Origin of the sequence: Nocardioides sp. NPDC051685 (genome assembly GCF_044453405.1) — a bacterium.
Lineage (GTDB): Bacteria > Actinomycetota > Actinomycetes > Propionibacteriales > Nocardioidaceae > Nocardioides.
This window is the reverse complement of the sequence record NZ_JBITCR010000002.1, coordinates 21777-35765: the sequence shown is the minus strand read 5'-3', so window position 1 is coordinate 35765 and position 13989 is coordinate 21777. Positions and strand designations below refer to the sequence as shown.

Below are 13989 nucleotides of genomic sequence, written 5' to 3'. Positions count from 1 at the left end.
CGCGGAGTCATCCGTCCGACGGCCCGCCGAGCGGCCACTCGTCGATCACCCGGCAGTCGTGGTTCGCGTACCACTGCAGGCTGATCCGGTCCGCACGACAGCGTGCGGGCAGGTGGGGAGCCAGGGCCGTGCGCGTCGAGCCGAGGTCCACTCCCCCGGCGATGTGGTCGACGGTCAGGTGCGGCACCGGCTCGAAGAGCCCGGCATAGGGCGGGCACTGCGGGAACACCGCGCTCAGCTCGGTCGTCAGGGCAGAGAACGGCTCCATGGGCTCGGGATGGAGGTAGATCGTGCCGCCGGCGAAGAGACGTACGTCCTCGAGCACGAAGTCGAAGGCGGGCGCCGCGGCCGCGATCTTCCCGACCAGCCTCAGGTCCTCGCTCGTGGGCGAGGCGATAAAGGGCGCGAGGAGCGTGATGTGCGCGTGGACGAATGCCGGGTCGGTCGACACGAACGAGTCGTCGTAGTGGCGCGTCCGCTCCAGGACGTACGTCTCCAGCTCGGGCACCGGGACGACGAGCACCGAGTGCCCGGCCGATGCCGGCGCGGCGCCCTGGGTGTTCGTCATGGACCGGATTGTCGCTGACGCACGGCGGCTCGGCTAGGGTGCCCGGGTGTCTACGCCTGAGATGCCCGCGGAACTGCTGAAGCACGCTCTCGACGCCACGGGGTTCATGCCTCCCGAGGAGGGCATCGCACTGTTCGAGTACGCCGTGGAGCGGCTGCCGCACGGGCCTGCGGTCGAGATCGGCACCTACTGCGGGAAGTCGTCGGTCTACCTGGGTGCGGCGGCGAGGCTGGCCGGGGGCACGGTGTTCACCGTCGACCACCACCACGGCAGCGAGGAGAACCAGGCGGGGTGGGAGCACCACGACACCAGCCTGGTCGACCCGACCACCGGGCGGCTCGACACGCTGCCGACCTTCCGGCGCACCATCGAGCAGGCGGGCCTCGAGGACGAGGTGGTCGCGGTGATCGGCGCCTCGACGACCGTGAGCCGGTGGTGGACCACGCCGGTCTCGTTCCTCTTCATCGACGGGGGCCACGGCGTGGAGCCCGCGCAGCTCGACTACCGCGGCTGGGCGCCGAAGGTGATGCCGGGCGGCCTGCTGCTGGTCCACGACGTGTTCCCCGACCCCGCCGACGGCGGCCGGCCGCCGTACGAGGAGATCTACCTCCCCGCGCTCGCCTCGAAGCAGTTCGAGGAGATCGACACGGTCGGGTCGCTACGCGTGCTGCGACGCCTCTGAGGTCTCGCAGCCACACTCCAGCGCCAGCTCCTCGAACCCCGCGGCGAGGGAGGTGCCGCGCATGATCCCGGACCCCGGGGTCGAACCGCCGTAGCGCTCGCCCAGCGCGTCCGCCGCGAGGATGACGGCCGCGGCGGTGAAGGTGGAGTGCTCCTCGGGCCAGAACGCGTTGGGGTTCGGGTTGGGGTAGTCGGGCGACTCGTAGACCCAGCCGGTCCAGTAGCCGCCGTCGTCGGCCCGCATGTGCTGCATGTCCTTCAGCAGCGTCAGAGCCCGGCGGTGGTCACCGATGTTGTCGAGCGCCATCACCAGCTCGCAGGTCTCCGCGCCGGTCACCCACGGGTTGGTGTCGACGCAGAGGGCACCGAGGCCGGGGCGTACGAAATGGTTCCAGCGCGACTGGATCAGGTCGTGCCCGGCCGCGCCGGCGACGGCGCCGCCGAGGACCGGGTAGTACCAGTCCATCGAGTGGTGGGACTTGTCCTCGAACGAGTCGCGGTGATGACGCAGGGCGTGGCCGAGCCGGCCGCCGACGATCTCCCACTCCGGCTGCGGGTCGTCCATCAGGTCGGCGAGCGCGACGCCGGCGCGCAGCGACTGGTAGATCGACGACGAGCCGGTGAGCAGGGCGAACGGGTCGCGAGGCGTCCAGGCGATCCCACCGAAGGGCAGCTGCAGGCCGACCACGAAGTCGAGCCCGGCGCGTACGGAGGGCCACAGCCGCTCCACGAACGCCCGGTCACGCCGGATCAGCCAGTGGTGCCAGAGCCCGACCGCGAAGTAGGCGGACATGTTCGACTCACCGATCGTCTCCACCGGAGCCCCGGAGACGATCTTCATCGGCCAGGAGCCGTCGGCGTTCTGCAGCGACGGGATCCAGTCGTACGCAGCCTCGGCCTCCTCCACCAGGCCGCCGACGAGCAGGCCCATGGCCGCCTCGACGTGGTTCCAGATGTCGGTGTGCTGACCGGGCACCCACGGGATCGCACCCGACGGCTCCTGGGCACGGGCGATCGACCCGGCCGTGGCGACGATCTGGGCAGGGGTCAGCACCCCGTCGACGTACGGGATCTCGACTCTCATCCGAGGATCAATCGGCCGTGGTCGGGTCGGAGGCGACGGGATGCGGCTTGCGGAAGTAGAGGACCATGCTCTTGCCGATCACCGGGTCGAGGACCTTCCCGGCCAGGCGCAGCGGCAGCGGGTTCTTCATGATCTCCCAGACCAGGAGCTGGTGATATGCCTTCACCAGCGGGTGCTTGTCGTTGTCGACGCCGACGGCCGACTTCAGCCACCAGTAGGGCGCGTGCAGACCGTGGGCGTAGGACTTGCCCTCGAAGATCATCGCCTCGCCGGGGGTGCCGTCGTTGGGGCGGCCGGCCTTGGTGACCTTGTCGATGAGCTCGTGGTCGGTGTAGATCCGGATGTGGCCACCGGTGGTGTTGTGGTAGTCCGCCGAGAGCTTCCAGCTGACGACCTCGGGCAGCCAGCGCGGCACCGAGATGGCCAGGGTGCCGCCGGGGCGCAGCACCCGGACGAGCTCCTTGATGGCGTCCACGTCGTGGTGGATGTGCTCGAGCACCTCGGCGGCCACGATCCGGTCGAACTCGCCGTCGGCGAACGGCAGGGAGAGCGCGTCGCCCTCCTTGACCTCTGCGTTCGCGCCCGCGGGGACCTCGTCGCGCATCGCGAAGAACCACTCCGAGACGCATGCGAGCTCCTCGGCGTCCTGGTCGAACGCGATCACGTCGGCGCCGCGGCGGTACATCTCGAAGGCGTGCCGGCCACCGCCGGCACCCATGTCGAGCACGCGCTCTCCGGCTTTCAGGCCAAGGCGGTCGAAGTCAACAGTGAGCACGGCTCACTTCCTCTCGTCTGTGTGGAACTCGTCGATGGACTGCTGGTAGATCGCCGTCATCCGCTCGGCGACGGCGTGCCAGGAGAAGTGCTCCTCGACCCGAGCGCGCCCGGCGGCCGAGTAGCGGGCCCGGCGCTCGGGGTCGTCGAGCAGCGCCGCGATGGCCTGCTCGAGCTCCTCGGTGTCGCCGGGGGTGACCTGGGTGGCGCACAGGTCGTCGGGACCGACGACCTCGGGGATGGCGCCGGCACGAGAGACGACGAGCGGGGTCCCGCACGCCATCAGCTCGGCGGTGGGCAGCGAGAAGCCCTCGTAGAGCGAGGGCACACAGGCGATCTCCGCGGAGCCCATCAGCTCGACCAGCTCGGCGTCGGAGATGCCGTTGACGAAGCGTACGTGGTCCTTGATCGCGAGCTTCTCGATGAGCTGCTCGGTCGGTCCGCCCTTCTTGGGCTTGGAGACCAGGACCAGCTCGAGGTCACGCTCGGTGCGCAGCTTGGCGAACGCCTCCAGCAGGAAGGCGATGCCCTTCAGCGGGGCGTCGGCGCTGGCCATGGCCAGGATCCGGCCCTCGACGCGGGGCCCGGTCGGCGGGACGAACTCCTCCGGGACGCCGAGGTGGACGGTCTGGACCCGCTCCGAGGGGACGCCGAAGTCGGTGAGGATGTCGCGCTTGGAGTTGTCCGAGGGCGTGATCACGTGACGCAGCTGGGCGGCGACCTTCGCCTGCATCTTCACGAACGAGTACCAGCGCCACACGCCGAACTTCTTCTTCCAGCCCTCAGCACTGTCCAGCTCGATGCGCCGGTCGAAGGAGATCGGGTGGTGGATCGTGGTCACCAGCGGCAGGCCGAGCTCGGGCTCGATGCGCAGCAGCGGCGTGGCCAGGGTCTGGTTGTCGTGGACGATGTCGAAGCGATGTCCTGAGCCTGTCGAAGGGTCGTCCGCGCGCTCCTTCAGGACCTTGAGGACGCGCTTGGCGAAGGTCAGTGGCTCGGGGAACGCGCCGGTGCGCATCCGCGCCCACTCCTCGACGTCGACCAGGTCGCGGATCTCGGAGAGCTTCGGGTTGCCGAACGGGTCGGGCTCCTCGTAGAGGCCCAGGCTCGGCACCTTGGTGAGGGTGACGCCCTCCCCCTCGAGGTCGAGATCTGGATAGGGCTGCCCGGAGAAGACCTCCACGGTGTGCCCGAGCTTGGCGAGCTCCCTGCTCAGATGGCGGATATAGACGCCTTGACCGCCGACGTGCGGCTTGCTGCGATACGACAGCAGAGCGATCCGCATCCGCCACCTCCCTCAAAACTAGAACGTGTTCCCATACTAGCAAGTAGCCAGCGCGGGTCACTCTAGTGCAGTCACTTGACAGGACGAGGCCCAGGCTTGGCGTCTAGGCTGGGCACGTGGAGGGTTTCTGGACCCGGTTCCGTCTCGACCCGAGACAGACCGACAACGCACGCATGCGCGCCTCCGATGCCGATCGCGAGGTGGTACGCACCGTTCTCACCGATGCCTTCGCGGACGGCCGGCTGACCCGTGAGGAGCACGACGAGCGGGTCGGCACCCTGCTCGAGGCCCGTACGCTGGGCGAGCTGCCCGCACTCGTCGACGATCTCGTGGTCGCCGAGCCCGCTCCCGGCGAGGCCGGGGCGAACCTCCCCGAGGCGCTCAGCTTCCGCGAACAGGGTGCGGCTGCGTACCGCAAGGAGTTCCAGGAGGCGATCGCCACCTTCCTGATGGTCAGCCTCATCACCTGGGGCATCTGGCTGTTCACCAGCGGCCCCGGCGGGCATCCCTGGCCGATCTACCCGATGCTCTTCCTGGTCGTGAACCTGGTCGGCACCGGCGTACGCCGCGAGGCGATCGTGCAGCGCGAGGTGCACCGCCTCGAGAAGAAGGCCGCCAGGAAGGCGGCGAAGAAGGCCGAGCGGGCCGAGGTCGAGGCAGCCCCCGAGACTGCCTCCCCGATCCTCGACCCGCAGGCGGACCGGTCCGAGAAGGACCGGCCCACAGATCCCGCCTAGGCGCCCAGCTGCGGGTCGCTCACGGAGGGACGTCCGTTCTCCAGGTGGCCGGCGAAGCCGCGTGCCCAGGTGGTGCCCGGGACCGCGAGGGTCAGGTCGTACCAGCCGCCGGTGGCGCGGGTGTCGACGTGGGGCGAGCGGATCCTGCCTGCGTACGCGCTGGTGATCTCGGCCTTCTTCGGCGCCACCACGGTGAGCCGTTGGGAGCGGCCCTCCTGGCGGACGGTGGCGGGAGCCGGGTCGGCGCCCGCGGTGCCGGCGTAGGAGCGGAAGAACCCGTTGGGGCCGTGCAGGTGGATCTCGTAGTCGCCGCTGACCGGCCAGCGCACGGAGATGCTGTCGCCGGCGCCGACGGTGTAGCTGTGCGGCGCACCCTGCGGGGTGAGCAGCCGCGCCTGGAAGTGGGCACCGATGGTGCCGGTGTTGCGGATCTCGACGGCGATCGCGCCCGCCGCGGCGGTCTCGATCACCTCGAGCCGGTAGGGCGTCGGGCGAGCCGGGCGGGTGCCGCGCTCCTGGCGCGGCATGGTGCCCTTCGCCGGCGTCTCCGGGGAGTAGCTCGGGTGCCGCTCGCGGTCGGCCGGTTCCCACCCGCTCGTGTCCGGAAGCGCCGGCGGCTCGGCGGTGCGGGAGAAGTCGAAGGCCGAGGTCAGGTCGCCGCACACGGCGCGGCGCCACGGGGTGATGTTGGGCTCGGCGACCCCGAAGCGCTCCTCCATGAACCGCAGGATCGAGGTGTGGTCGAAGGTCTCCGAGGCGACGTAGCCGCCGACGCTCCAGGGCGAGACGACGAACATCGGCACCCGCGGGCCGAGGCCGTAGTGGCCGTCCCCGTGCGAGCCGGTGTAGAGCTCGTGCTCGGTCGAGACGGTCGACTCCCCCGGCACCAGCGGGCTGTTGATGTGCGGTGGCACCAGGTGGTCGAAGAAGCCGTCGTTCTCGTCGTAGGTGATGAACAGCGCGGTCTTCGACCACACCTCGGGGTTGGCGGTGAGCGCGTCCAGGACCTTGGAGATGTACCAGGCGCCGTAGTTGGTCGGCCAGTTCGAGTGCTCGGAGAACGCCTCCGGCGCCGCGATCCAGCTGACCGAGGGCAGGTTGCCCTTTTCGACGTCGGCGCGCAGGATCTCGAAGTAGTCCTGGCCGTCGACCGCGCGGGTGCCGGTGCGCGCCTTCTCGAAGAGCGGGTCGCCGGGCTTGGCGTCCTGGAAGCTGTTGAAGTAGAGCAGCGAGTTGTCGCCGTAGTTGCCGATGTAGGCGTCCTTGGTCCAGCCCCACCAGTTGTCGCCCTCGGCGTTGAGGCCGGTGCCCTCGTCCTGGTAGACCTTCCAGCTGACCCCGGCCTTCTCGAGCCGCTCGGCGTAGGTGGTCCAGCCGTAGCCGGCCTCGTCGTTGTAGAGCACCGGGCCGCCGCCCTTGCCGTCGTTGCCGGTCCAGCCCGACAGCATGTAGTAGCGGTTGGGGTCGGTGTTGCCGATGAAGGAGCAGTAGTAGGCGTCGCACACCGTGAACGCGTCGGCCAGCGCGAAGTGGAAGCCGGCGTCCTGCCGTTCCAGGTACGCCATCGTGGTGGTGCCCTTGGCCGGCACCCACTGGTCGTAGCGGCCGCCGTTGATCGCCTGCTGACCGTCGGTCCAGCTGTGCGGGAGCCCCTCGAGGAAGGCGGCGCCCAGGTCGTCGACCTCCGGGTGGAACGGGAGCAGCTCGCCGTCTCCGTTCGGCTGGTGCCACACCGGCTTGCCCGAGGGCAGGATCGCCGGGTGCGGGTCGCCGAAGCCGCGTACGCCGCGCAGCGTGCCCAGGTAGTGCTCGAAGCTGCGGTTCTCCTGCATCAGGACGACCACGTGCTCGATGTCGCGGATCGTGCCGGTCCTGCGGGCGGCGGGGATGGAGGCGGCTCGCGCGATGCTCTGGTCGAGCATGGTCAGGGCGGCGGCGCCGCCGGCGAGTCCGAGGAACCTACGACGATCGATGTCAACCACAGGTGCTCCTTCAGCGTGGGGGTGGACGGCCACCCTCGCGCCTCAGATGTTCACCGCGGCAACGGGTGACTGGTCGCCAGATGACCGGTGGGCGAAGAGTTCGCCGTCCGGCCGCAGCCGGCGGCGCAGCTGCGCGGTGACGTACGCGGCGACGAGGAACATCACCAGGTCGGCCGCGATCAGCGCGAACAGCCAGGAGGCGTCGGCCGGGCCGTCGATCCGCTGCTGGATGTGGAGGTGGGCGACCATCGCCGAGACGATGAACCCGACACCGGCGTAGAGCGTGATCCGCAGGTCCACGCGCTCCTCGTCGATGCCGTGGACCCAGCGCCGGCCGACGCGCAGCAGGGCGAGCGAGGTCAGCGCGGCGATCACCGGCAGGAACGGCATCGCGTAGCGCGCGTGTATCCAGCCGCCGCCGGCGTGGAAGGAGGCCAGGTTGGCGATGATGATGACGCAGTAGATCCCCATCAGCACCCGCACGGCCAGGTTCAGCCGGCGTTCCAGGACCGTCGGCTCCGGTCCTGGGATCACGACGCGTCGCATCATCCCGTCGGGCCGCGGCCGGGCCTTCGCGTTGACGTCGACCACCAGGCCGGTGACGGTGACGGCCAGCGCCGCCGCAGCGGCCACGATCCAGATCTTCGGGATGACGTCGTCGGCCCACAGCGAGCCGTAGAGGTGCAGGTAGAGCTCCGGGTTGACCAGCTGGAAGAGCGTGTCGCCGTGGGTCTGCCGGGAGAACTTCTCGAAGAGCGCCGCGGAGGCCGTCGGGTCGCCGTAGAGCACGATGTTGCGTACGTAGAACCAGCCGATCACGACCACGGGCGCGAGCCCGATCCGGACCGCCAGGACCATGCCCCGGCGGAACGTACGCATGGTCGGCTCGCGCAACCACAGCGCGGCCAGCACGCAACCACCGAGCACGAGGACCGCCACCAGCCCGGTCGAGCGGAAGCCGGCCGCGGCGACGCCGGCGACCGTCGCCCAGACCAGCCGGTCCCGGGTGACGCCCTCGCGGACCATCCGGAAGCCGAGGAGCAGGGTCAGCGAGGCCGCGACCGTTCCCCAGCCGTCGTTGTAGATCGCGCCGCCGTCGTAGGTCACCGCGCCACAGCCGAGCACCATCGCCGCGGAGAGCACCGGCACCACCCGGCGCCTGGGCACCAGCTCGCGGGCCAGCAGCCCGACCAGGATGATGCTCAGCGCGTAGCCGAGCGCGTTGAGCAGCCGCATCCCCAGCAGCGTCACCCCGACCCCTGCCCCACCGCCGACGGCGTCGCCGAGCCAGACCAGCGGCAGGCTCATCACGTAGAACAGCGGCGGGTGGTTGGCGACCCAGATGTCACGGCGCGGCTCGTCGAGCCCGAAGAGCGCCTCGGCGAACTGCGGATAGCGCACCGGGTCGGCCGGGGTGTTCGTGTCGATCGTCGGCAGCACGCCCTGGGACAGGACGATGGCGTACGCCGCGTGCTGCTTCTCGTCCGCCTTCAGCAGCGCCGGCATCCCGATCGCGTACTGCGCGCTCATCGCGAAGCCGAGCACCCCCAGCAGGAGCAGGCATACGGTCACCTGGGACAGCGAGCGCAGAGGCGTAGGCACCTCGACAAGCTAGTGGGCCGGGATGCCGTTCAGGTGACGAGCGGGCGATCAGTCGGTGACCATCGAGGAGCCGGCGGCGACCTGCTCCCGGGTCGTACGCCGCCGCACGTCGCGCCGGTGGCGCCAGATCTGCACCACGCCGAGACCCCAGAACAGGTATTGGACCGACATCGCCCAGCGGAACGCCTCCGGCGTGTAGGAGGTCGATGCCCCCGGCGTACGCCAGTCGAGGATCCAGCCGACCAGCACGATCACGAGCAGCGCGGCGACGAAGCCGCCCTGGTTGATGATCCCGCTGGCGCTCGCCATCCGGGTTGGTGGGTTGCTGGTGCGGCCGACGTCGAAGCCGATCATGGAGGCGGGTCCGCCGAAGCCGACCACGCACATCAGGAGCAGCAGGAGCGGCAGCGGTGCCTCGCCGGGCCAGGCGAGCACGAGGGTCCACACGGACACGATCACGGCAATCATGGTCAGTGCGACCGTCGAGCGGTGCCAGGGATGGCGGCCGGCGAGGATCCCCATCACCGGGCCCGCGGCCAGGGCGGCGACGACGGTGACCGAGAGCAGGGTGCCGGCGAGGGTGTCGGAGAGGCCCTCGGAGGTCACCAGGAACGGGAAGCCCCACAGCAGCCCCATCAGGTGGGAGCTGAACGGGGTGGAGAAGTGGATCCAGAAGCCCAGGCGCGTGCCCGGCTGGTTCCAGGACGCCTTCAGGCTCCGGCCGACCTCGCGCGGCTCGAGGGCGATGCCGCGGCGGTGCCGGGCGCCGGGGCCGTCATGGACGAAGAGCAGCAGCAGCACCAGCAGGACCGGGCCGATGAGCGCGGCCGTCAGGTAGGCGCGGGTCCAGCCGAGGTGGCCGAGCGCCCACGTCATCGGGACCGCGGCGGCGATCGCACCGATCTGGCCGATGGTGCCGGTCAGCTGGCTGACCAGCGGCACCCTGCGGGTCGGGAACCACGACGGCACCAGCCGCAGCACGCAGATGAACGTCATCGCGTCGCCCATCCCCACGAACGTACGTGCCAGCAGCGCCAGCGGGTAGGAGTCGGCGAACGCGAAGCCGGCCTGCGCCACGGCCAGGATCACGGCCCCTGCCGAGAGGACCGTACGCGACCCGAACCGGTCCACCAGCAGCCCGACCGGGACCTGCATGAACGCGTAGACGAGCAGCTGCAGCATCGTGAAGACGGCCAGCTGGCTGGCGCCGATCCCGAAGCGCTCGGTGGCCACCAGCCCGGCGACCGCCAGGCTGCTGCGATGGAAGACCGCCAGACCGTAGACCGCTACGCCGATGCCCCACACGAGCCACGAGCGTGCGGATGACTGGGGATCTTCGTGGCTCACATAGAGAGGCTACGGCGTCTTCGGGGTCGACCCGGTCCCGGCACTGGCCCGTGGACGGCTGGGAGCGACCTCGGTCACAGCCCCGGTCGACACGGGCGCGGCCAGGGTGCGCGCGGCGTCGAACGTGCCCGGTCGCATCCGCCGCCGCAGCTCGGTGGCGACGTACGCGGCGACGGCGAACATCACCAGGTCGGCCGCCACCAGGGCGACCAGCGCGAAGGTGCTGCTGACCGGTCCGTCGACGTACTGCTCGGTGTCGAGGTGGCAGACCAGGCCGACGACCATGAACGCCAGCGAGACGCCCAGGCCGATGCGCAGGTCGCGCGCCTCGTCGAGCGCGGTCGGCCCCGAGGTCGGTCCCGTCGGGATGGATCGGAGCGGGAAGACGCGACCCAGGCGCAGCGCGGCGAGCCCGGCGCCGGCGGCGAGGAACGGCAGGAACGGGACCGCGTAGCGGGCGTGGATCCAGCCACCACCGGCGATGAACCCGGCGACGTTGACGAGGATCAGCACGCAGTAGCCGCCCAGGAGCGCCCAGATCGCCAGGTCCTGGCGGTGCTGCATCGTGCTCTGCGGAGCGAGACGGATGCGCTGGAGGACGCCGGTGCGGCGTGGGTTGGCCTTCGCGGCGGCATCGAGCACCAGGCCGACCACGGTGAGGGTGAGCACGATGACCGCCGCCTGGCTCCAGGTGTTGGCGATGTTGCCGTCGGTCCACAGGCTGCCGAGGAGGTGTCCGTAGAACTCGGGGTTGACCAGCTGGAACAGCGTGGTGCCGTTGGGCTCGCGCCCGAACTTCTCGAAGAGCGAGCTCGACGCGGTCGCGTCGCCGTAGATCTGGATGTTGCGCACGTAGAACCAGCCGAAAACGACCACCGGCGCCATCCCGATGCCCGCCGCGATCCCGACCCCGCGCCAGAAGGAACCCCGCAGGAACGTACGCAGCGACGGCTCCCGCAGCCACATGGCGACCAGCACGCAGAGGCCGAGGAAGAAGACCGCGACCAGGCCGGTCGAGCGGAGCCCCGCCGCCGCCACCCCGACCGCGGCCGCGGCGATCAAGCGCTCGCGGGTCACCCCCTGACGAATCATCCGGAAGCCGAGGAAGAGCGTCATGAACGCCGCTGCCGAGGACCAGCCGTCGTTGTAGATCCCGCCTCCCAGGAACGTCATCGCGCCGCAGCCGATGCACATCGCGGTCGCGATCACCGGCACCGCCGGGCGTCTGGGCACGAGCTCGCGCGCCAGCAGACCGACCATGACCGTGGTCAGGGCGAACCCGAGGGCGTTGAGCAACCGCATCCCAAGCAGGGTCAGGCCCGGGGAGCCGACGGCGTCGCCGAGCCACACCAGCGGCTGGCTCATCACGTAGAACAGCGGCGGGTGGTTGGCGACCCAGATGTCGCGGTGGGCCTCATCGGCCCCGAAGAGGCTCTCGGCCAGCTGCGGGTAGCGCGCCGGGTCGTCGGGGATGTCGGTGTCGATCGTCGGCAGCGTTCCCTGGGAGAGCGCCACCGCGTACGCCGCATGGGCACGCTCGTCGGCCTTGAACAGGGCCGGCATCGCGATCGCCACCTGGGCGCTCATCGCAAGACCGAGCACGCCCAGCAGCAGGACACAGATCGTGGACTGGGACATGGAGACCCGAGGGACAGACACGCTTCCGACGGTAACTGGTGAAACTGACGGGATCCACGGGCCACGGCTCACAGGCGGTGAACAGAGCGCGACGGGCGGGTGAGCAGACGTCGACGTACCGCTGGTCTCGCTATTTCGTCACTTGGTGGCTTCCATCATCTGCCTGAGTTCCTTCTTGAGGTCGGAGATCTCGTCACGCAGCCGGGCGGCGACCTCGAACTGGAGCTCGGCGGCGGCGCCCTTCATCTGGTCGGTGAGGTCGCCGATGAGCTGGGCCAGGTCGGAGGAGGGGAGGCCGACGAGGCCGCGTTCGCGGGCCTCGCGGGCGGCGTCGCCGAGCATCGGGGTCGGGGACTTAGCCGCCGTCTTGCCGGCGCGACCCTTCGCCTCCGTGCCGGCCCAGGTGTTGAGCAGCTCCTGGGTCGACTCGTCCTCGCGGGCGAGCATGTCGGTGATGTCGGCGATCTTCTTGCGCAGCGGCTGCGGGTCGATGCCGTTGGCCTCGTTGTAGGCCTTCTGGATGGCGCGGCGGCGGTTGGTCTCCTCGATCGCCGACTCCATGGAGGGGGTGATCTTGTCGGCGTACATGTGCACCTGGCCGGAGACGTTTCGGGCCGCACGGCCGATGGTCTGGATCAGCGACTTGTCCGAGCGGAGGAAGCCCTCCTTGTCGGCGTCGAGGATCGAGACCAGCGACACCTCGGGGAGGTCGAGGCCCTCACGGAGGAGGTTGATGCCGACGAGGACGTCGTACTCCCCCAGCCGCAGGTCGCGGAGGAGCTCGATCCGCTTGAGGGTGTCGACCTCGGAGTGCAGGTAACGAGTCCGGATCCCGGCGTCGAGCAGGTAGTCGGTGAGGTCCTCGGACATCTTCTTGGTGAGCGTGGTCACCAGGACGCGCTCGTTCTTGGCGACGCGGTCGTTGATCTCGCCGATCAGGTCGTCGATCTGGCCCTTGGTCTGCTTGATGATCACCTCGGGGTCGATCAGCCCGGTCGGCCGGATGATCTGCTCGACGGTGTCGCCGCCGACCTTGTCGAGCTCGTAGTCGCCCGGGGTCGCGGAGAGGTAGATGGTCTGGCCGATCCGGTCCAGGAACTCCTCCCACTTCAGCGGCCGGTTGTCCTGCGCGCTGGGCAGCCGGAAGCCGTGCTCGACCAGGTTGCGCTTGCGGGACATGTCGCCCTCGTACATCCCGCCGACCTGCGGGACCGCGACGTGAGACTCGTCGACGACGAGGACGAAGTCCTCGGGGAAGTAGTCGAGCAGGCAGTTGGGCGCGGAGCCCCGCTCGCGGCCGTCGATGTGCATCGAGTAGTTCTCGATCCCGGAGCACGAGCCGACCTGGCGCATCATCTCGATGTCATAGGTCGTACGCATCCGGAGCCGCTGCGCCTCGAGCATCTTGCCCTGCTTCTCGAAGGTGCTCAGCTGCTGGTCGAGCTCGGCCTCGATGCCGTTGATCGCACGCTCCATGCGCTCGGGGCCGGCGACGTAGTGCGTCGCCGGGAACACGTAGAGCTCCTGGTCCTCGGTCAGCACCTCGCCGGTGACCGCGTGCAGCGTCATCAGCCGCTCGATCTCGTCGCCGAAGAACTCGATCCGGACCGCGTGCTCCTCGTAGACCGGGAAGATCTCCAGGGTGTCGCCGCGCACCCGGAACGTGCCGCGGGTGAAGGAGAGGTCGTTGCGGGTGTACTGGATCTCCACCAGCCGGCGCAGGATCGAGTCGCGGTCGTGCTCCTCCCCCACCCGCAGCCGGATCATCCGGTCGACGTACTCCTGCGGGGTGCCCAGACCGTAGATGCACGACACGGTGCTCACCACGATCACGTCGCGTCTGGTCAGCAGCGAGTTGGTGGCCGAGTGACGCAGCCGCTCGACCTCCTCGTTGATCGAGGAGTCCTTCTCGATGTAGGTGTCGGTCTGGGGGACGTACGCCTCAGGCTGGTAGTAGTCGTAGTAGGAGACGAAGTATTCGACCGCGTTGTCGGGGAAGAGCTGGCGCAGCTCGTTGGCGAACTGCGCGGCGAGGGTCTTGTTGGGCTGCAGGACCAGCATCGGTCGCTGCAGCTGCTCGGCGGTCCAGGCCACCGTCGCCGTCTTTCCGGTGCCGGTCGCGCCGAGGAGGACGACGTCCTTGACGCCGTCGTTGATCCGCTTGGTGATCTCGGCGATCGCCGCCGGTTGGTCGCCCGAGGGCTGGTAGTCGGAGACCACCTGGAACGGGGCGACACGACGCTCGAGATCGGTGACAGGACGCATGATGTCCAGGCTACTCGGGACCACCG

At 69.7% G+C, this 13989-nt stretch carries 11 protein-coding genes; 2 read left to right on the top strand and 9 right to left on the bottom strand.

What is annotated here, in order from left to right; genetic code table 11:
* Nucleotides 1-7 precede the first annotated feature (7 nt).
* Nucleotides 8-568 carry a 2'-5' RNA ligase family protein gene (locus ACIA03_RS05230; protein ID WP_396979966.1) on the bottom strand — a complete coding sequence of 187 codons (561 nt, stop codon included), beginning with the start codon at nucleotides 566-568 and terminating at the stop codon, nucleotides 8-10.
* Nucleotides 569-614: 46 nt separating this feature from the next.
* Between ACIA03_RS05230 and ACIA03_RS05225 the strand changes: the two genes are divergently transcribed.
* Nucleotides 615-1250, top strand: a complete 636-nt coding sequence (locus ACIA03_RS05225; RefSeq protein WP_396979964.1) for a class I SAM-dependent methyltransferase — start codon at nucleotides 615-617, stop codon at nucleotides 1248-1250.
* On the opposite strand, the gene ACIA03_RS05220 is transcribed toward ACIA03_RS05225, so the two are convergent.
* Genes ACIA03_RS05220 through ACIA03_RS05210 form a run of 3 tightly spaced genes read right to left on the bottom strand, consistent with a single transcriptional unit; the run spans nucleotide 1227 to nucleotide 4392 of the window.
* Complete coding sequence (locus ACIA03_RS05220) at nucleotides 1227-2333, bottom strand: prenyltransferase (protein WP_396979962.1); 1107 nt, start codon at nucleotides 2331-2333, stop codon at nucleotides 1227-1229. The genes ACIA03_RS05225 and ACIA03_RS05220 overlap by 24 nt on opposite strands.
* Before the next feature lie 7 nt (nucleotides 2334-2340).
* The gene (locus tag ACIA03_RS05215; protein WP_396979960.1) at nucleotides 2341-3108 is read right to left on the bottom strand and encodes a class I SAM-dependent methyltransferase; all 768 of its coding nucleotides are present in this window, start codon (nucleotides 3106-3108) and stop codon (nucleotides 2341-2343) included.
* 3 nt (nucleotides 3109-3111) lie between these two features.
* Nucleotides 3112-4392: a glycosyltransferase family 4 protein gene (locus ACIA03_RS05210; RefSeq protein ID WP_396979958.1), complete on the bottom strand. Its 1281-nt coding sequence runs from the start codon at nucleotides 4390-4392 to the stop codon at nucleotides 3112-3114.
* Between the two features lie 116 nt (nucleotides 4393-4508).
* Between ACIA03_RS05210 and ACIA03_RS05205 the strand changes: the two genes are divergently transcribed.
* On the top strand, nucleotides 4509-5129 hold the full coding sequence (locus tag ACIA03_RS05205; RefSeq protein WP_396979956.1) for a DUF1707 domain-containing protein: 621 nt from the start codon (nucleotides 4509-4511) through the stop codon (nucleotides 5127-5129).
* On the opposite strand, the gene ACIA03_RS05200 is transcribed toward ACIA03_RS05205, so the two are convergent.
* The 5 genes from ACIA03_RS05200 to uvrB form a co-directional block, all read right to left on the bottom strand.
* Nucleotides 5126-7111 (bottom strand): phosphocholine-specific phospholipase C, encoded by a 1986-nt coding sequence (locus ACIA03_RS05200; RefSeq protein WP_396979954.1) that lies wholly within the window; start codon nucleotides 7109-7111, stop codon nucleotides 5126-5128. The two genes, ACIA03_RS05205 and ACIA03_RS05200, sit on opposite strands and share 4 nt — an antisense overlap.
* Before the next feature lie 42 nt (nucleotides 7112-7153).
* Nucleotides 7154-8713: a hypothetical protein gene (locus ACIA03_RS05195; protein ID WP_396979952.1), complete on the bottom strand. Its 1560-nt coding sequence runs from the start codon at nucleotides 8711-8713 to the stop codon at nucleotides 7154-7156.
* A 48-nt stretch (nucleotides 8714-8761) separates the two neighbouring features.
* Nucleotides 8762-10060, bottom strand: coding sequence for a nitrate/nitrite transporter (locus ACIA03_RS05190; RefSeq protein ID WP_396979950.1), 1299 nt, complete (start codon nucleotides 10058-10060; stop codon nucleotides 8762-8764).
* A gap of 9 nt (nucleotides 10061-10069) precedes the next feature.
* On the bottom strand, nucleotides 10070-11719 hold the full coding sequence (locus ACIA03_RS05185; RefSeq protein WP_396979948.1) for an ArnT family glycosyltransferase: 1650 nt from the start codon (nucleotides 11717-11719) through the stop codon (nucleotides 10070-10072).
* Nucleotides 11720-11836: 117 nt separating this feature from the next.
* Complete coding sequence (gene uvrB, locus ACIA03_RS05180; RefSeq protein WP_396979946.1) at nucleotides 11837-13963, bottom strand: excinuclease ABC subunit UvrB; 2127 nt, start codon at nucleotides 13961-13963, stop codon at nucleotides 11837-11839.
* Between the last annotated feature and the right edge of the window lie 26 nt (nucleotides 13964-13989).